General features: G+C 69.5%; 17 protein-coding genes. 3 read left to right on the top strand and 14 right to left on the bottom strand.

All coding sequences use genetic code 11. From position 1 onward, the window contains the following. Positions 1-21 precede the first annotated feature (21 nt). Genes ligA through ACIA73_RS21090 form a run of 4 tightly spaced genes read right to left on the bottom strand, consistent with a single transcriptional unit; the run spans position 22 to position 4,535 of the window. Positions 22-2,214, bottom strand: coding sequence for an NAD-dependent DNA ligase LigA (ligA, locus tag ACIA73_RS21105; protein WP_399440166.1), 2,193 nt, complete (start codon positions 2,212-2,214; stop codon positions 22-24). A 55-nt stretch (positions 2,215-2,269) separates the two neighbouring features. Beyond that, positions 2,270-3,280: a methionine synthase gene (locus ACIA73_RS21100; protein ID WP_399440165.1), complete on the bottom strand. Its 1,011-nt coding sequence runs from the start codon at positions 3,278-3,280 to the stop codon at positions 2,270-2,272. After that, positions 3,277-3,966: an SDR family oxidoreductase gene (locus ACIA73_RS21095; protein WP_399440164.1), complete on the bottom strand. Its 690-nt coding sequence runs from the start codon at positions 3,964-3,966 to the stop codon at positions 3,277-3,279. The genes ACIA73_RS21100 and ACIA73_RS21095 overlap by 4 nt, the downstream gene beginning before the upstream one ends. 29 nt (positions 3,967-3,995) lie before the next feature. Beyond that, entirely contained in the window at positions 3,996-4,535 is a 540-nt protein-coding gene (locus ACIA73_RS21090; protein ID WP_399440163.1) for a TIGR00730 family Rossman fold protein, read from the bottom strand. Positions 4,536-4,642: 107 nt separating this feature from the next. On the opposite strand from ACIA73_RS21090, the gene ACIA73_RS21085 reads away from it, so the two are divergent. Continuing rightward, entirely contained in the window at positions 4,643-5,419 is a 777-nt protein-coding gene (locus ACIA73_RS21085) for an alpha/beta fold hydrolase (RefSeq protein ID WP_399440162.1), read from the top strand. 84 nt (positions 5,420-5,503) lie between these two features. Here the strand turns inward: ACIA73_RS21085 and ACIA73_RS21080 are convergent, their stop codons facing one another. Together ACIA73_RS21080 and mnmA are read right to left on the bottom strand one after the other, a co-directional pair. Then, positions 5,504-5,971 carry a hypothetical protein gene (locus ACIA73_RS21080; protein ID WP_399440161.1) on the bottom strand — a complete coding sequence of 156 codons (468 nt, stop codon included), beginning with the start codon at positions 5,969-5,971 and terminating at the stop codon, positions 5,504-5,506. Positions 5,972-6,062: 91 nt separating this feature from the next. Beyond that, the gene (gene mnmA, locus ACIA73_RS21075; RefSeq protein WP_399440160.1) at positions 6,063-7,211 is read right to left on the bottom strand and encodes a tRNA 2-thiouridine(34) synthase MnmA; all 1,149 of its coding nucleotides are present in this window, start codon (positions 7,209-7,211) and stop codon (positions 6,063-6,065) included. A gap of 78 nt (positions 7,212-7,289) precedes the next feature. On the opposite strand from mnmA, the gene ACIA73_RS21070 reads away from it, so the two are divergent. After that, positions 7,290-7,967: an N-acetylmuramoyl-L-alanine amidase gene (locus tag ACIA73_RS21070; protein ID WP_399440159.1), complete on the top strand. Its 678-nt coding sequence runs from the start codon at positions 7,290-7,292 to the stop codon at positions 7,965-7,967. Between the two features lie 133 nt (positions 7,968-8,100). Here ACIA73_RS21070 and ACIA73_RS21065 read toward each other — a convergent pair whose 3' ends face one another. Continuing rightward, positions 8,101-9,342, bottom strand: coding sequence for a cytochrome P450 (locus tag ACIA73_RS21065; RefSeq protein ID WP_399440370.1), 1,242 nt, complete (start codon positions 9,340-9,342; stop codon positions 8,101-8,103). A gap of 264 nt (positions 9,343-9,606) precedes the next feature. After that, the gene (locus tag ACIA73_RS21060; RefSeq protein ID WP_399440158.1) at positions 9,607-10,776 is read right to left on the bottom strand and encodes a cysteine desulfurase family protein; all 1,170 of its coding nucleotides are present in this window, start codon (positions 10,774-10,776) and stop codon (positions 9,607-9,609) included. A 191-nt stretch (positions 10,777-10,967) separates the two neighbouring features. On the opposite strand from ACIA73_RS21060, the gene ACIA73_RS21055 reads away from it, so the two are divergent. Next, positions 10,968-11,147 carry a hypothetical protein gene (locus ACIA73_RS21055; protein WP_399440157.1) on the top strand — a complete coding sequence of 60 codons (180 nt, stop codon included), beginning with the start codon at positions 10,968-10,970 and terminating at the stop codon, positions 11,145-11,147. A gap of 35 nt (positions 11,148-11,182) precedes the next feature. On the opposite strand, the gene ACIA73_RS21050 is transcribed toward ACIA73_RS21055, so the two are convergent. The 6 genes from ACIA73_RS21050 to ACIA73_RS21025 all read right to left on the bottom strand — a co-directional run bounded on the left by ACIA73_RS21050 (position 11,183) and on the right by ACIA73_RS21025 (position 17,823). Next, positions 11,183-12,031, bottom strand: a complete 849-nt coding sequence (locus ACIA73_RS21050) for a thioesterase family protein (RefSeq protein WP_399440156.1) — start codon at positions 12,029-12,031, stop codon at positions 11,183-11,185. Between the two features lie 126 nt (positions 12,032-12,157). After that, positions 12,158-12,829, bottom strand: a complete 672-nt coding sequence (locus tag ACIA73_RS21045; RefSeq protein WP_399440155.1) for a trimeric intracellular cation channel family protein — start codon at positions 12,827-12,829, stop codon at positions 12,158-12,160. A 102-nt stretch (positions 12,830-12,931) separates the two neighbouring features. Next, the gene (locus ACIA73_RS21040; RefSeq protein ID WP_399440154.1) at positions 12,932-14,338 is read right to left on the bottom strand and encodes a M1 family metallopeptidase; all 1,407 of its coding nucleotides are present in this window, start codon (positions 14,336-14,338) and stop codon (positions 12,932-12,934) included. A gap of 217 nt (positions 14,339-14,555) precedes the next feature. Then, positions 14,556-15,671: an ABC transporter ATP-binding protein gene (locus ACIA73_RS21035; RefSeq protein WP_399440153.1), complete on the bottom strand. Its 1,116-nt coding sequence runs from the start codon at positions 15,669-15,671 to the stop codon at positions 14,556-14,558. Next, positions 15,668-16,828, bottom strand: coding sequence for an ABC transporter ATP-binding protein (locus ACIA73_RS21030; protein WP_399440152.1), 1,161 nt, complete (start codon positions 16,826-16,828; stop codon positions 15,668-15,670). The genes ACIA73_RS21035 and ACIA73_RS21030 overlap by 4 nt, the downstream gene beginning before the upstream one ends. Next, positions 16,825-17,823: an ABC transporter permease gene (locus tag ACIA73_RS21025; RefSeq protein ID WP_399440151.1), complete on the bottom strand. Its 999-nt coding sequence runs from the start codon at positions 17,821-17,823 to the stop codon at positions 16,825-16,827. The genes ACIA73_RS21030 and ACIA73_RS21025 overlap by 4 nt, the downstream gene beginning before the upstream one ends. Positions 17,824-17,854 lie beyond the last annotated feature (31 nt).

Below are 17,854 nucleotides of genomic sequence, written 5' to 3'. Positions count from 1 at the left end.
CTTCGGCCGCTGTTCTTCCCCCTACTGCTCCACCGGAACCGCCGCTTCACGTGCGGCTTCCGGCCCTTCTGCGAGCAGCACCCCGAAGCCGTCCTCGTTGAGCACCGGCACCTTCAACTGCATCGCCTTTTCGTACTTCGAACCCGGGCTGTCCCCGACCACCACGAAGGAGGTCTTCTTCGAAACGGAACCGGTCACTTTCGCTCCGAGATTCTGGAGCGACTCTTTTGCGCCATCCCGGGTGTGGTTCTCCAGCGTGCCGGTGACGACCACGGTCAGGCCCTCCAGCGGGCGCGGCCCCTGATCCTCGTCGGCGCCCTCCTCCTCCATCCGGACCCCGGCGGCCCGCCACTTGCGGAGGATCTCCTGGTGCCAGTCGACGGCGAACCATTCCTTGAGCGAGGCGGCGATGATCCCGCCGACGCCGTCGACCCCGGCCAGCTCCTCCTCGGTGGCCTGTTCCATCTTTTCGATGGACCGGAACTCGCGGGCCAGCGCCTCGGCGGCGACCGGCCCGACGTGCCGGATGGAGAGCCCCGTGAGGACCCGGGCCAACGGCATCTCCTTGGCGGACCTGATGTTCTCCAGCATCGCCAGGGCGTTCTTGCGCGGTTCGCCGTCCTGGTTGGCGAAGACGGTGACGACCTTGTCCTCGCCGGTCTTCGGGTCCACCTTGGGCAGACCCGAATCGGAGTCCAGGACATAGGACTTGATGGGCAGCAACTGCTCGATGGTGAGGTCGAACAGGTCACCCTCGTCGAGCAGCGGCGGCTCGGCGGGCTCCAGCGGCCTGGTGAGCGCGGTGGCGGCGACGTAACCGAAGTTCTCGATGTCGAGGCTCTTGCGGCTGCCGAGGTAGAAGAGCCGCTCGCGCAGCTGGGCGGGGCAGGTCTGCGCGTTGGGGCAGCGCAGATCGATGTCGCCCTCCTTCATGGGACGCAGCGGCGTCCCGCACTCGGGGCACTCGGCCGGCATCACGAACTCCCGCTCGCTGCCGTCCCGCAGGTCGACGACCGGGCCGAGGATCTCCGGGATGACGTCCCCGGCCTTCCGCAGCACCACGGTGTCGCCGATCAGCACGCCCTTCTTCTTCACCACCTCCTGGTTGTGAAGTGTCGCGAATTCGACCTCGGACCCGGCCACCGTGACCGGCTCGACCTGGGCGTACGGAGTGATCCGCCCGGTCCGGCCGACGCCGACCCGGATGTTGACCAGCTTGGAGTTGACCTCCTCGGGCGCGAACTTCCAGGCGATCGCCCAGCGCGGCGCCCGCGAGGTCGAGCCCAGCCTTCCCTGGAGCGGGATCTCGTCGAGCTTGACCACCACACCGTCGATCTCGTGCTCGACGACGGAGTGCCGGTTCTTGCCGATGTAAGCGATGAACTCCCGTACGCCGTCCAGGGTTTCGACCACCCGGTTCTGCTTGGCGGTCGGCAGGCCCCACTCCTTGAGCAGGTCGTACGCCTGGGACAGCCGGGCGATGTCGAAGCCCTCGCGGGCGCCGATGCCGTGCACCACCATCCGCAACGGGCGGCTCGCGGTGACCCGGGGGTCCTTCTGGCGCAGCGAACCGGCCGCCGCGTTGCGCGGGTTGGCGAAGGGCTTGTCGCCGGCCTCCACCAGCCGGGCGTTCAGCTCGCCGAACTCCTCCATCGGGAAGTAGACCTCGCCGCGGATCTCCACCAGGGCCGGGATGCTGTCCCCCGTCAGCCGGTCCGGGATCTCGGAGATGGTCCGCACATTGGGCGTGATGTCCTCGCCGGTGCGCCCGTCGCCGCGGGTGGCGGCCCGGGTCAGCCGCCCGTTCTCGTACGTCAGGTTGACGGCGAGTCCGTCCACCTTGAGCTCGCACAGCAGGTGGTAGTCGATGCCGCTGAGCTCGCCCGCGAGGCGCTCCGCCCAGGCCGCCAGCTCCTCGTTGTCGAAGGCGTTGTCCAGCGAGAGCATCCGCTCGCGGTGCGCGACGGCGGTGAACTCCGTCTCGTACGCCCCGGCGACCTTCTGGGTCGGCGAGTCCGGCGTACGCAGCTCGGAGTACTCCTCCTCCAGCGCCTCAAGGGATCGCAGCAGCTTGTCGAAGTCGCCGTCGCTGACGACCGGTTGGTCCTTGACGTAGTACCGGAAGCGATGCTCCTCGATCTGCTCAGCGAGCCGCGCGTGCTTCTCCCGTGCCTCCGCGGGTACCGCTGCGTGCTGTTCGCCAGCCACCGTCATGTCCTCCCGTTGTCCTGCCGGGGCCCTGTGCCCCGTCCAAGATTCTCCCGCACCGTCACTCAGGGTTGTCCGCGAGCGACCGTGCTGCCCGGCCGGCGTGGGCGAGCGCCGCACGGGCGTGTGCCGGGGAAGCCCCCGCCAGCCCGCATGTCGGGGTGACCACCACGGACTCGTACAGAAGTCCGGGATTCAGCCCCAGCCTGCGCCACAACGACCTGACACCCATGACGCTACCCCCCGGGTCTGACAATGGGCCTGACACGCTCGGCACGACGCCCGCGAAGAGCTTGGTGCCGCCTTCGACGGCCTCACCGATCTCGTCGTCGTCACGCTCGGTGAGCAACGTGAAGTCCAGTGAGATCCCGGCCGCGCCGGTCCTGCGCAGCAGTGCGATCGGTACGTCGGGGGCGCAGGAGTGCACCACGGTCGGCCCGTCGTGCACGGCCATCACCTCGCGCAGCGCTCCCTCGACGACCTGCCGGTCGGCGGCCCGGTAGGTGCGGTAGCCGCTGGCCGACTTGATCTGTCCGCGCAGTACGGCGATCAGCGAGGGCTCGTCGAGCTGGAGCACCACCTGGGCGCCGGGCACCCGTCGCCGTACGTCCGCGAGGTGCTCCCGCAGCCCCTCGGCCAGCGAGGCCGTCAGGTCGCGGCAGGCGCCGGGGTCTCCGACGGCCGCCTCGCCACCCCGCAGTTCGAGCGCCGAGGCGAGCGTCCACGGGCCGACGGCCTGCACCTTGAGCGGTCCGGTGTACCCCTGGGTGAACTCCTCCAGGGCGTCCAGGTCCTCGCCCAGCCAGGAGCGGGCCCGCCGGGTGTCGCGGCCGGGGCGGTCGCTGAACCGCCAGCCGCTGGGCTCCAGATGGACGTACATCTCGGCGAGCATTCCGGCACTCCGGCCGATCATGTCGGCGCCGGGTCCGCGCGCGGGCAGCTCCGCGAGGTACGGGAAGTCCTCGAAGGAGCCGACCACGGTCTTGGCGGTCTCGCGTGCGTCGTCGCCGGGCATGGAGCCGACGCCGGTGGCCGGGCCCCACCACTTCGGGGTGCTCTCCTGCTCGCTCATCGTCCGGGCCGCACCGTCAGGTCGTTGACCTCGGCGTCGCGCGGCAGGTCGAGTGCCATCACGAGCGTCGTGGCGACCGATTCGGGGTCGATGAACTTCGCGGGGTCGTACTCCTTGCCCTCCTGCGAGTGCACCTTCTCCTGCATGGGGCTGGCGGTGCGGCCGGGGTAGACCGAGGTCACCCGCACTCCGTTTCCATGCTCCTCGTGACGCAGCGAGTCGGCGAGCGCCTTCAGACCGTGCTTGCTGGCGGCGTACGCACCCCACTCGGCGTGCGCGGCGAGACCGGCCCCCGAGTTCACGAACACCACATGTCCCTTGTCCAGCCGGAGCTGGGGCAGGAAGAGCCGGGTGAGCTCGGCGGGGGCGATGAGGTTGGCGTTGAGCTGACTGTGCCAGGCCCGTACTCCCAGCTCGCCGATCCTGCCGAGGTCCACGACACCCGCGATGTGCAGCAGGGTGTCCACCCGCTCGGGCATCGCCTGCTGGCCGAGCGCCCAGGACAGCCGGTCCGGGTTGGAGAGGTCGCCGACGAGAGTGCGGGCGCCGGGCAGCCGGGCAGCCAGTTCCTTGGCGCGGCCCGCGTCGCGTGCCAGCAGGACGACCTCGTCCCCGCGTGCGTGCAGACGGCGGGCGACGGCGGAGCCGATGCCCGAGCCCGCCCCGGTGATCACATGAGTAGCCATGTGCCCCATGTTCGCACCGTCCGGCGCCGCTACCTGACTCCGGCGGACTCCTCCAGGTACGCCAGCGCCGCCACCCCGTCCTCCGCGAAGAAGACCAGGTCAGTGAGCGGAATCGGCAGGAAGCCCTCGGCCTCCATCCGCTGGAACTGCTGCTTGAGCCCGTCGTAGAAACCATCCGTGTTGAGCAGCACCACCGGCTTCTCGGTCAGCCCGTGCTTCTTCAGCTCCAGGATCTCGGTCGCCTCGTCGAGCGTCCCGGTACCACCGACCATGATCACCACCGCGTCGGACTTCCCGAGCAGCAGCGCCTTCCGCTCGGCGAGGTCCTTCGCGATCACCATCTCGTCGGCCTTCGCCCGTGCCTTGGTGTGCAGAAAGTCCACGGACACTCCGACGAGCCTGCCGCCGGCCGCCTCCACGCCGTCCGCCACGACCTTCATCAGGCCCACGTCCGAGCCGCCCCAGACCAGCGTGTGACCGCCCTTTCCGAGGAGTTCGGCGAACTCCCGGGCGGGCCGGGTGTAGCGCTCGTCGAGGTCGGCGGCGGAGAGAAAGACACAGATGTTCATGACACCCAACCTACGCCGGGCGCCCGCCGGTGAACTCCGCGAAAAAACTTCCCTTCACTTCCCGCGCCGACCGATGAGTTCCGTACGCCCCCGCAGTCCAAGTCGGTATGAGCAAAGTGATTTCGCGCGACGGCACCCCTCTCGCCTACGAGCGCAGCGGCGAGGGCCCTCCGCTGATCCTGGTCGGCGGCGCCTTCAGCACGGGTACGGCCGAGGAGCCGCTCGCCGGACTCCTGGTCGAGGACTTCGACGTCGTCACGTACGACCGCAGGGGACGCGGCGCCAGCGGCGACACCGCCCCCTATGCGGTCGCCCGCGAGGTGGAGGACCTGGCGGCGCTGATCGAGGAGGTCGGCGGGAGCGCCTTCCTGTACGGGATGTCCTCGGGCGGCGCACTGGTGCTGCGCGCGGCGGCGGCCGGTCTCGCGGCGCCCCGGCTCGCGGTCTACGAGCCCCCGTTCACGGTCCGCGAGGACACCGTGGCGGAGAAGGCGGCGTACACCCGGAGCCTGACCACCGCCCTCGCCGAGGGCCGCCGGGGTGACGCGGTCGAGCTGTTCCTCTCGGTCGTCGGGATGCCCCGCGAGTTCATCGGGCAGATGAAGCAGGCTCCGGTCTGGCGCTCCTTCGAGTCCCTCGCGCCGACCCTCGCCCACGACGACGCGATCATGGGCGACGGGACGGTCCCCACCGCCCGGCTGGCCCTGCTGACCCAGCCGGTACTGGTGGTGGACGGCGGCGCCAGCCCCCCGCTGATGCGGGACGCGGCCCGGCTGACCGCGGCGGCGGTGCCGGACGGACGGGCCCGCACGCTGCCGGGGCAGACGCACGACGTGGATCCCAGGCAACTGGCGCCGGTGCTGCGGGAGTTCTTCAACGGGTGACGTACGTGCTGGTCACGGTGGGAGCAGAGGGGCCGGTCACGGCGGGAGCAGAGGGGCCGGTCACGGCGGGAGCAGAGGTGCCGGTCAGCGGGTGAAGTACATGTGCCAGTTGGTGATCCAGGTGTGGCCGTCGTCCACGGAGAAGGCCTGTTCCCAGTGGGCGGTGTCCGCGGTGATCTCCGACCAGACGTAGCGGACCTTCACCTTGCGCCCGTCGTGCTCGTCGTCCCCGTGGAAGAGCCCCGTGCCGTCGGGCCCGAAGCGTCCCGACACCGGCGGGAGGAGGGTGCCGGTGCGCTTGTTCGCCCAGTACAGGGACCAGGTGTCGGTGCCGGGCTCGTACAGCCGCAGGGTCATTCCGGCGAAGCCCTTCGTCGGGAACCGGATCTCGTCGAAGCTGGCCCGGCCGTCGAAGTGCGTGGAGGCGCGGACGCGTCCCGGGAACTCCTCCCACCGGTCGTCGCCGTCGGCGGGGTCGAGGAAGTCCTTGCGCCAACGGTTGACGACGTCGTAGGTGCCCTTGAGGAAGCTGAAGCCGGTGCTGTTGTCCATGGGCCGGACGCTAGGACAGGTTCACTGACAACCTCTGTCAGTGAACCTGTGCCGGATTCCGGAAGGCCGGCCCGGGCCGGATCCCGCGGACTCAGCCGCTGACGGAGGACGCCGCCGTCCGCGAGGTCGTCGCGATCGTCGCCGACCCCACCACCCGCGTGCCGTCGTACAGCACGATCGCCTGGCCGGGGGCGACGCCGCGCATCGGCTCCCCGGTGAAGGTGACGCGGAGTTCGCCGTCGACGACCTCGGCGTGGACTTCGCTCTCGCCGCCGTGGGCGCGGAGCTGGGCGGTGTACGTGCCGGGGGCGGCCGCCTCGGAGCCGCACCAGCGGGGGCGGATGGCGGTGAGGGCGGTGACGTCCAGTGCTTCGACCGGGCCGACCGTGACCGTGTTGTTGACCGGCGAGATGTCGAGGACGTAGCGGGGCTTGCCGTCGGGGGCGGGGTGGCCGATCCGCAGGCCCTTGCGCTGGCCGATGGTGAAGCCGAAGGCGCCGTCGTGGGTGCCGAGCTTGGCGCCCTCCTCGTCGAGGATGTCGCCCTCGGCCTTGCCGCCGAGGCGGGAGGCGAGGAAGCCCTGGGTGTCTCCGTCGGCGATGAAGCAGATGTCGTGGCTGTCGGGCTTCTTGGCGACGGCCAGGTCGCGGCGCTCGGCCTCGGCGCGGATCTCGTCCTTGGTGGTGAGGGTGTCGCCGAGCGGGAACATCGCGTGCGCGAGCTGCTTCTCGTCGAGGACGCCCAGGACGTAGCTCTGGTCCTTGGCCATGTCGGAGGCGCGGTGGAGTTCGCGCGAGCCGTCCTCGTTCACCACGACGGTCGCGTAGTGCCCGGTGCAGACGGCGTCGAAGCCCAGCGCGAGGGCCTTGTCGAGGAGTGCGGCGAACTTGATCTTCTCGTTGCAGCGCAGGCAGGGATTGGGCGTCCGCCCGGCCTCGTACTCGGCGACGAAGTCGTCGACGACGTCCTCACGGAAACGCTCGGCGAGGTCCCACACGTAGAAGGGGATGCCGATGACGTCCGCGGCCCTGCGCGCGTCCCGGGAGTCCTCGATGGTGCAACAACCGCGGGCCCCGGTCCTGAAGGACTGGGGATTGGCGGAGAGCGCGAGGTGGACACCGGTGACGTCGTGTCCGGCCTCGACGGCTCGGGCTGCGGCGACGGCGGAGTCGACCCCGCCGGACATGGCGGCGAGGACGCGGAGGGGGCGCGGGGCTTCGGAGCGCGGGGTATCGGTCATAGCTCATCCAGAGTAGTCGGAACCTTCCCGGGACTCCCAAGCGTTACGTGGTCACGGACGGGGACAGGGGATCTGGCAGTGGGTACGCCCGAGAAGAAGCAAGCAGCGAAGAAGCCCAGCAGACGTGGGTTCCTGATCGGTACGGGGCTGGTGGTGACCGGCGCCGCCGTGGTGTGGGGGGACGAGGCGTCCCGGCTGTGGTGGAAGGTCCCTGGCGTCGACAAGCAGCGCACCGACGGCGCGGTGGACCAGCCCGGGGCGCACTGGGTGGCGGCCTCGGCGGGCAATCTGCGGACCGCCGACCGGCCGGACGACTACACCATCGACCGGATCGTGATCCATACCACCGAGGGCAGTTACGACACGGCGATACGGGTCTTCCGCGACCCCCTGCACGCCGCCGCCGCGCACTATGTGATCCGCGCCAAGGACGGCGAGGTGACGCAGATGGCCAGGGAGCTGGATGTGGCCTACCACGCGGGAAACCGCAGCTTCAACGAGCGCAGCATCGGTATCGAGCACGAGGCGTACGCCCACCGCAAGGGCACCCTGACCGAGGTCATGTACCGCTCATCGGCCCGCCTGGCCGCGGGAATCTGCGCCCGCTACAAGATCCCCATCGACCGCGAACACATCGTCGGCCACGTCGAAATCCCCGGCACGGACCACACGGACCCGGGTCCCCACTGGGACTGGGACCACTATCTGCGGCTGGTCCGGGAGGCCGGCCGGAGCGGTGCCCGCGCCCGCGGCTGACCGGGCGCACCGTCCTTGACGGGGCCCGACGACGGGGCACGGCCGGGCGGGTACGGCCGAGCGGGCTCAGCAGCCCCTGAAGGCCGCGGCGGGGCGGTGCGCCACCCGGGCGCCGGTCCGGCCCCCGCTCCGATCAGCGCAGATGCACCGGCAGCGAGTCCACCCCGTACACGATAGAAAGCTTGCGGAAGTCCAGGTCCTCGGGGCGGACCGCCAACTTCATCTCCGGAAAACGCCTCACCAGAGCCGGATACGCCGCCCGCAGCTCCATCCGCGCCAGTTCCGCCCCGATGCACCGGTGAATCCCGTACCCGAAGGCCAAGTGCCCCGAAGCCTTGCGATCCGGATCAAACCCACCCTTGTCCGGTGTGTACGACACATCCCGGTTGCCCCCGGCCAGCGAGCACAGCACCAGATCCCCCTTGGGAATCCGCGCACCGGCTATCTCGATGTCCTCCCGGGCGAACCGGGGAAACGCCACCTGCACCACGGTCAGATACCGCAGCGCCTCCTCCACGAAGGGCGCCGCCGCCTCGTCGTCGTCCCGCAGCCGCGCGAAGGCCTTCTCGTTCTGCAGCAGCAGCAACGACCCGAGGGCCAGCATGCTCGCGGTGGTCTCGAATCCCCCGGTCAGGACCCCGTCAGCGAGACCGGCCAGCTCCTCGTCGCCGACGGTGTCACCGTGATCCCGGATGATCATGCCGATCAGGCCGTCGCCCGGGTTCTCCCGCTGCTTCTTCACCACGTCGCGGAAGTACGACAACGACTCCGACATGGCCCCGAACGGCGCGGTCGCCCCGGAGAACAGGTCGAACCGCTCCATCGCCAGCTGCTGGAAGTCGTGCCGGTCCTCGTAAGGAACGCCGAGCAGCTCACAGATGGTGAGGGAGGGTATCGGCAGCGCGAAGTCCTTCACCAGGTCGACCGGCGCACCGTTCGCGCCCGCCGCCTCCATCGCGTCGAGCTGCTCCTCGACCAGCGCCTCGATGCGCGGCGTGAGCCGGCGCAGACGGCGCATGGTGAATTCGGGGGTCAGGATGCGGCGCAGATGCGTGTGGACCGGCGGGTCCGCGAAGCCGAGGCCGCCCGGGTTGTGCTCGGCGACGACGCCCGCGTTCCCCGCGAGGTTGGTGAAGTCGCTGCTGAACCCGTCGGTGGAGCCGAGGACCGCCTTCACCTCGTCGTACCCCGTGACCACCCAGGCGTCCATGCCGAAGGGCAGCGGCACCTGGTAGATCGGGGACTGTTCCATCCGGGCGGACAGCTTGGCCACCGGGTCCAGGCCGTCGCGGCGCATGGGCAGGAGCAGGTTCTCCGGAAGCCGGTTCAGCAGCGATGAGCTGATTCCGTGCTTCTGGATCCTGGCCAGATACATGCGCCCGATCCGCGCGGTGATGCGGGAACGGAGGGTCGCCTTCAACGTGTACTCCATGGGTCGTCGTGCGGCCCAAACGCGCGGCGCGGACTTACCTGACATCTGAGGGACTTCAGAGGCCACAAGTATAAAGAGCGATTGTGGGCCCCCAGGGTTGAGCGTGACCAGCGTTACACAAAACAGAGTGACCCTCCGCTTTCGTGCCGGAGCGGGGCCCACCCGCTGGCTCCTGAGTCAGTTCCGGCCCTCGCAGCGCCCCGGGGATCAGCTCAGTCCCGCCGTACGGGCCCGCTCCACCGCGGGGCCGATCGCGGTGGCGACGGCCACCACGTCCGCCGCCGTGGAGGTGTGTCCGAAGGTGAAGCGCAGGGTGCCGCGCGCCAGGTCCGGGTCGGTTCCGGTGGCGAGAAGTACGTGGCTGGGCTGGGCCACCCCGGCGGTGCAGGCGGACCCGGTGGAGCACTCGATGCCCTGGGCGTCGAGCAGGAGCAGCAGCGAATCCCCCTCGCAGCCGGGGAAGGTGAAGTGCGCGTTGGCGGGCAGCCGCCCGCCGGGGGCCGGGTCACCGCCGAGGATCGCATCGGGCACGGCCGCCCGTACCGCCTTCACCAGATCGTCGCGCAGAGCGCCGATGTCCCGGACGAAGTCCTCACGCCGCTCGTCGGCCAGCACCCCCGCCACCGCGAAGGAGGCGATCGCGGGCACGTCCAGCGTGCCGGAACGCACATGCCGCTCCTGCCCGCCGCCGTGCAGCACCGGCACCGGCGTGTACTCCCTGCCGAGCAGCAGCGCCCCGATTCCGTAGGGCCCGCCCACCTTGTGCCCGGAGACGGTCATCGCCGCCAGCCCCGAGGCCGCGAAATCGACCTCCAGCTGCCCGTAGGCCTGCACCGCGTCCGCATGCATCGGCACCCCGAACTCGGCTGCCACGTCGGCGAGTTCACGCACCGGCATGACGGTGCCGATCTCGTTGTTCGCCCACATCACGGTCACCAGGGCGACGTCGTGCGGGTTACGTCCCAGGGCCGCCCGCAGCGTCTCCGGGTGGACCCGCCCGTAGGCGTCCACATCGAGGTACTCGACGTTCGCACCTTCGTGGGCGGCCAGCCAGTCGACCGCGTCCAGCACCGCATGGTGCTCGACCGGGCTGGCAAGCACCCGCCTGCGGCGCGGGTCGGCGTCCCGGCGGGCCCAGTACAGGCCCTTGACGGCGAGGTTGTCGGCCTCGGTGCCGCCGGCCGTGAAGACGACCTCGCTGGGGCGTGCGCCCAGCGACTCGGCGAAGGCCTCCCGCGCCTCTTCGACGGTACGTCGGGCCCGCCGGCCGGCGGCGTGCAGGGAGGACGCGTTGCCGGTCGCGGTCAGCTGGGCGGTCATCGCCTCGACCGCCTCCGGCAGCATGGGCGTGGTCGCGGCGTGGTCGAGGTAAGCCATGGTGGGGTGATTGTACGAGGAGGACCGGGCCCGGGGCTGCGGGCCCACGCTCCCGGCACCGGCCCGCACCCGTTCCCCACCCGCTTCCGGCAGCACCTGGCCACCCGCCCGCATGAGCACCCGAAGCCGGGGCACTCGCTGCATAAGGATTCCGTAAGGGGTCAACCAGCAGGCTTGGAAGGGGACTTGAGATGCTGGCAATCGTCGGTGCCGCACTCTTCATCATCGCGTTCATCATCAACGCGGCCGAGATCACGGCCAACCGGATCTTCATGCCGACCAGCCTGATGCTGCTCGGCCTCGCCTTCCTCGCCCTGCACGTGGCGGGTATCGGCTCCAACTGGAACGCGAGCCGCGGCCGCCGCCGCTGACCCGCGCCCTGCGAAAACCGCCCCCAGCCTGCCTGCTACTGGCGCGGAGCCCGTGCCAGCTGCCGCGACTGGGCCACCAGTCGGTCCGCGCTGTCCCAGACCTCCGCGTCCTCCTCCAGGAAGCCGCCCGCCAGATTGCGGGTGACGATGGAGACCCGGAGCGGCCCGGGTGCGGGCCGGCAGCGGATGTGAGTCGTCAGCTCGACGGTCGGCGTCCACCCCTTCAGCCCCAGCTCGAAGCTGGTCGGAGGCAGGGCGTCGACCGTCAGCAGCAGCGACAGCGGGTCGGCGTCGCGGCCGTCCGCCAGCCCGAACCAGGCCCGCATCTCCCCCTTGCCGGAGGGCGCCCCGACCGCCCAGCCGACCGTCGCCGGGTCGAGCCTGAGGTCGAGCCGCTCGGTGATGGCGTTACTCCCGGGGATCTTGGGAGCAGGCCCGTCCGCTGCCCCGAGGCAGTGCTCCAGCGGCGGAATCGCGGGCGGCTTGGCCGTCGTCCGTACGTCGTCGGAGAGCGCGTCCAGATCACCGTACGAGGCAAGCACCCGGATCCGCTCGACCTCCCGCCCCTCCTCGTCCACCTGGAGCAGCGACGCCTGGCCGGACGAGAGGGTGCGCCCCGAGCGGACCAGCTCCGTCCGGATCACTGCCGGCCCCGGCTGCGACGGCGAGAAGTAGTGCGCGGAGACCGTGAAGGGGTCCGGGTGCGGCAGCGCGTCGGAGAGAGCGCGGCCGATGACGGCGAGGAGGTAGCCGCCGTTGAGCGCGTTGATGATGGTCCAGCCCGCGGCCAGCTGAACGTCGTAGACGCCGGGCTCACGGAGGAGGACGGTGGTGTCCCGGTCGAACTCACTGTCCCCGAGGGACCCGGTGGATATCTGTGCCATACGCGGCACGCTACACGCGAGTCGTTACTGAGCGGTAGCTTTTTGAGCGACCGGGTACGACTCCACCGGAGCCGGGCCCCTCACCCCGCCTGATCCGGCCCCTCACCCCGCCGGAGCCTGGCCCCCTCACCCCACCTGATCCGGCTCCTCCGCCTTCACCGAAGACCGGTGCCAGGCCCGCGGCGCCCGCCAGTGGTACTTCAACGCCAGCAACCGCAGCGACAGCGCCGTCAGCACCGCCAGGGAGCTGGTGACCGGATTCAGCACCTCGAACCGGATGCACAGTGCCACCATCGCCGCCCCCACGATCGCCGGTACGGCGTAGAGGTCCCGGTCCCAGCGCAGCAGCGAGGGCACCTCGTTCGCGAGCACGTCCCGCAGCACTCCCCCGCCCACCGCCGACGCCAGCCCCAGCGTGGCCGACGCCGTCAGCCCCAGCCCGTAGTCGTACGCCTTCGTCGTGCCCGTCACGCAGAAGAGACCCAGCCCCGCCGCGTCGAAGACGTTGACCCCGAGCTGGATCCGCTCGACCTCCGGATGGAGGAAGAAGACCAGCACGGTCGCGATCAGCGGAGTGGTGAAGTACCCGAGGTCGCTGAACGCGGCCGGCGGCACCGCCCCGATGATGAGGTCGCGGAACAGCCCTCCGCCCAGCGCGGTGACCTCCGCCAGCACCGCCATGCCGAAGACGTCGAAGTTCTTCCGCACCGCGAGCAGCGCACCGGAGATCGCGAAGACGAAGATCCCGACGAGGTCGAGCACATGTTGGACGGAGGGGTTGAAGATTTCCTGAAGCACCCGACATTGTTACTCACGGCCGGGCACCGAACGGGCGTACAGCGCGCCCGTCACGCACACGCCATACGCCCGCCACGGAATCCCGCCACAGAATGCGGACGCCTACAGCGCGGGCTTGCCCTTCGTGAACAGCCAGGTCTTGAACAGGTCGTCCAACTGCTGTCCGGAGATCCGCTCCGCGTACTTGATGAACTCGCTGGTCTCCGCGTTCTCGTACTTGTAGTCGGCGACCCAGACCCGCAGCAGCTTGAAGAAGGCCTTGTCGCCGATCCGCTCGCGCAGCATCTGGAGCGTCATCGCCCCGCGCTGGTAGACGGCGGAGGCGAACATGGTGTCGCGCTGCGGGTCGCCGACCACCGTCTGCCAGAACGGCGCGTCCGCGGGACGGGCGTTGTAGCCGGCCCGCATCAGGGCAGCCGCGGTGTTGCGGCCCTTGTGCTCCTCCCACAGCCACTGGCTGTAGGTGGCGAAGCCCTCGTTGAGCCAGATGTCGTCCCACTCCTCGGGCGAGACCGAGTCGCCGAACCACTGGTGGGCCAGCTCGTGGGCGATGGTCGACTCGCTGCGGACCGCCGAGTAGACCGGCTTGGTCTGGGTCTCCAGGGAGAATCCGGCCTGCGGCATGTCGTCGACGATCGCGCCGGTCTCCTCGAAGGGGTACTTCCCGAAGAGCTTGGACCAGTAGTCGGTGACCTCGGCGGTGACGCCGTACACATCGACGTTGTTGCTGTTCTTCAGAACCGGGTCGATGGCGACGTAGATCGGTATGCCGCCGGGGGTGCGCCCGGTCCTCACGTCGAACTTGCCGATGGTCGCGGTGGCCAGATAGGTCGCCATCGGCTTGTCGGTGCGCCAGTGGGCGACCGTCTTGCCGCCCGTCGTGCGGGTGGAGACCAGACGGCCGTTGGATACACCGGTGAGGCCCTTGGGGGCCTTGATGCGGATGTCGAAGGTGGCCTTGTCGGAGGGGTGGTCGCTGCCCGGGAACCAGGTGGAGGCGGCGTTCGGCTCGCAGGCGACGAAGACACCGTCGCCTGTCTTCATCCAGCCGTAGTCGGATCCGAAGACGATCGGCCCGCCCAGCGGTTCGGGGATGCCGTTGTACTTGACCTCGACGGTGAAGGTGCGGCCCTTGGCGAGCGCGTGCCGGGGCTTGATCCTGATGTCGTCGCCGGTGCGGGTGAACTGCGCCGCTCTGCCGTTCACCTCGATCGAGGTGACGGTCAGCTTCTGGAGGTCGAGGTAGAAGCTGGAGAGGTCCTTCTCGGCACGGGCGGATATCTCCGCGCGGGCGTTCAGGACGTCGGTATCGGGGTTGTAGTCGAGGTCGAGCCCGTAGTGCTTGATGTCGAACCCGCCGTTGCCCAGGCTCGGGAAGTACGGGTCGTCGATGCCTACGGCGCCGGGTCGCGGGCCGGGCGAGGCGGCCACCAGCGCCAGCGAGAGGGTCGCGGTGGCGAGGGCTGTCAGCCGGAGGGCCGCCAGACGTGCCGAACGGGAGAGTGCCATGAGTCTTCCCTTCGAACGCGTTGCTCTGTGAAGCAGACGCGCCGACTCTGCACTCTCCCACCGCCGGAAGCACCCGACATGTACATGACTTTACGAAGTCGTGCCCTACCGGCTGGTGGGAACCCGTACGTCCGGAAATGGCCGGACGCACGGACCCACTCAAGTCACCTCGCAGCAGACATCTTTGACGCAATGTCAGGCGTGCACTGACGCAGCCTCAGGCGTCCTTGGCGACATCCACGACCTTGATCGCTTCCTTCGCCTCGGCCAGCACCTTCTCGCCCACCACCTGGTCCGCGGCGTTCTCCGGGTGGTGGCAGGCCACCTGCTGACCGGGCTTCAGTTCCAGCAGCGGCGGCTCGGTGGTCTTGCAGACCTCGGTCGCCTTCCAGCACCGGGTGTGGAACCGGCAGCCGCTCGGCGGCGAGATCGGCGACGGCACGTCGCCCTTGAGCAGGATGCGCTCGCTCTTGACGCCACGGCGCTTGGGATCGGGCACCGGCACCGCCGACATCAGCGCCTTGGTGTACGGGTGCATCGGCGCCCGGTAGAGCGAGTCGCGGTCCGCCAGCTCGACGATCTTGCCGAGGTACATCACCGCGATCCGGTCCGAGACGTGCCGGATGACCGACAGGTCGTGCGCGATGATCACGTACGTCAGGCCCATCTCCTGCTGGAGGTCGTCCAGCAGGTTGACCACCTGGGCCTGGATCGACACGTCGAGAGCCGAGACCGGCTCGTCCGCGACCACCAGCTTGGGGCTGAGCGCGAGCGCGCGGGCAATGCCGATGCGCTGGCGCTGGCCGCCGGAGAACTCGTGCGGATAGCGGTTGTAGTGCTCGGGGTTGAGGCCCACGAGCGACATCAGCCGCTGCACTTCCTTCTTGATCCCGCCCTCGGGCTTGACGCCCTGGAGCTTGAACGGCGCGCTGACGATCGTGCCGATCGTGTGGCGCGGGTTCAGCGAGGAGTACGGGTCCTGGAAGATCATCTGCACATCGCGACGGTGCGGACGCATCTGCGCCGTCGACTTGTGGGTGATGTCGCTGCCCTCGAACTCGACCTTGCCGCCGGTCGGTTCGAGGAGGCGGGTGATCAGCCGGCCCATGGTCGACTTGCCGCAGCCGGACTCGCCGACGACGCCCAGGGTCTCCCCCGGGTACACCTCGAAGGACAGGCCGTCGACGGCCTTGACCGCGCCGGTCTGGCGCTGCATCAGCCCCGACTTGATGGGGAAGTGCTTGACCAGGTTCTCGACCTTGAGCAGCGGCTCGCCCTTGGGCGCGGCGCCGGCCGGCGGCTGCTCCTGCGTCTTCACGTCGTTATCGCTCACAGCTTGGGCGCAATCTCTTCGGTCCAGATCCGGGTCCGCTGCTCGGCCGAGAGGTGGCAGGCCGAGTAGTGGCCGCTGTCGACCAGCTGCAGCTCGGGCCGGACGGTCCGGGTGACGTTGTCCTTGGGCACGTCGGCGTACGGACAGCGCGGGTTGAAGGCGCAGCCGTCCGGGATGTTGATCAGCGACGGCGGCGAGCCCTTGACCGGGATCAGCCGTTCCGTCTGCTCGCGGTCGATGCGCGGCATCGAGCCCAGCAGGCCCCAGGTGTACGGGTGCTGCGGCTGGTAGAACACGTCCTGTGCCGCGCCGCGCTCGACGCACCGGCCGCCGTACATCACCAGCAGCTGGTCGGCCATCTCGGCCACCACACCCAGGTCGTGCGTGATCATGATGACCGCGGAGCCGAACTCCTTCTGCAGGTCCCGGATCAGGTCGAGGATCTGCGCCTGGACGGTGACGTCCAGGGCGGTCGTCGGCTCGTCCGCGATCAGCAGGTTGGGGTTGTTGACCAGCGACATCGCGATCATCGCGCGCTGGCGCATACCGCCGGAGAACTCGTGCGGGTAGGAGTCGACGCGCTTGTCGGGCTGCGGGATGCCCACCAGGTCGAGCATTTCGATGGCGCGCTTGCGGGCGGCCTTCTTGTCGACCTTGTGGTGGACCCGGTAGGCCTCCATGATCTGCTTGCCGACCGTGTAGTACGGGTGCATGGCCGACAGTGGGTCCTGGAAGATCATCGACATCTCGCGGCCGCGGAGCTTGCGCACCTCGTCCGGGTCGGCGGACAGCAGTTCCTGTCCGTCGAACCAGATCTCGCCGGTGACGCGCGCCTTGCTGCGGCCGTACTGGCCGGTGGTGTGCAGCCCCATGATGCCGAGCGAGGTCACCGACTTGCCGGAGCCGGACTCGCCCACGATGCCGAGGGTCTGCCCCTTCTCCAGCTTGAAGCTGAGCCCGTCGACGGACTTCACCAGGCCGTCGTCGGTCGGGAAGTGGACGCGCAGGTCGCGCACTTCCAGGAAGGACGTCGAGGGTGCCGAGCCGACCTGCTGAGGGATGCCCACCTGGGCCTGCGCCGGGATGTTCGCGGTGCCGGTCCCGGTGGTCGCGGAGTCGGAACCGGTCTGCGTGCCGGGCTTGTTGAGATTGGTCATCCGAGCCTCACTCGCGGGTCGATGACGGCGTAGAGCATGTCCACGAGGAGGTTGGCGACACAGATGAAGATCGCCGCGATCAGTGTGACGCCGAGAATGATCGGCAGGTCCTTCTGCGCGATCGCGTCGACCGCGAGACGCCCGAGCCCCGGAAGGCTGTACGTCGTCTCGGTCAGGATCGCGCCGCCGAGCAGGGCGCCGAGGTCCAGGCCGAGCAGGGTGAGCACCGGCGTCCAGGTGGAGCGCATCGCGTGCTTGCCGATGACGACCCTCTCCGTGAGGCCCTTCGCGCGGGCGGTACGGATGTAGTCCTCGCCCAGGATCTCCAGCATGGTCGCTCTGGTGAGCCGGGCGTACATGGCGGCGTACAGGAAGGCGAGAGTGATCCACGGCAGCACCATGCTCTGGAACCACATGGCCGGATCGTCCCCGAACGGGGTGAACTCGCTCGGGAGCCACTCAAGTTGGAAGGTGAAGACGGCCAGCGTGAGCAGACCGGTGAAGTAGATCGGCAGCGAGACGCCGGCCAGCGCGACGGTCATCGCCGCGCGGTCCCACAGGCTGCCGCGCCGCAGCGCCGAGAGCACACCGGTGGCGACGCCGCCGGTGACCCACAGCAGACACGCGCCGCCCGCGAGGCCGAGCGTGACGGGCATGGCCGCGGTCAGCTGCGGCCACACCTCCTGCTCGGTGCGGAAGGAGTAGCCGAAGCAGGGGGCCGAGCAGTGCGTGATGTCCACGCCGCTGGAGTAGTCGCGGCCGACGAACAGCGCCTGGACGAAGTTCCAGAACTGTACGAGGACCGGGTCGGCGAGACCGAGCTTCTCGCGGACACCCTCGATGGCCGCCGGGTCGGTCTGTTTGCCGATGAACAGGAGCGCGATGTCCTGTCCCGCCCATTTCGGGAGTACGAAGAAGATGACGAAGGTCGTCAGTGTGACGACCGCCAGCATCATGGCGACGGCGAACAAGCGCCGTATGACGTAAGCAAGCACTGTGCGCGGCCCGGCGGCTGCCCGGACGCTC

The organism is Streptomyces sp. NPDC051561 (assembly GCF_044454195.1).
In the GTDB taxonomy this organism is placed as follows: domain Bacteria; phylum Actinomycetota; class Actinomycetes; order Streptomycetales; family Streptomycetaceae; genus Streptomyces.
This window is presented reverse-complemented; position numbering and strand designations above follow the sequence as displayed.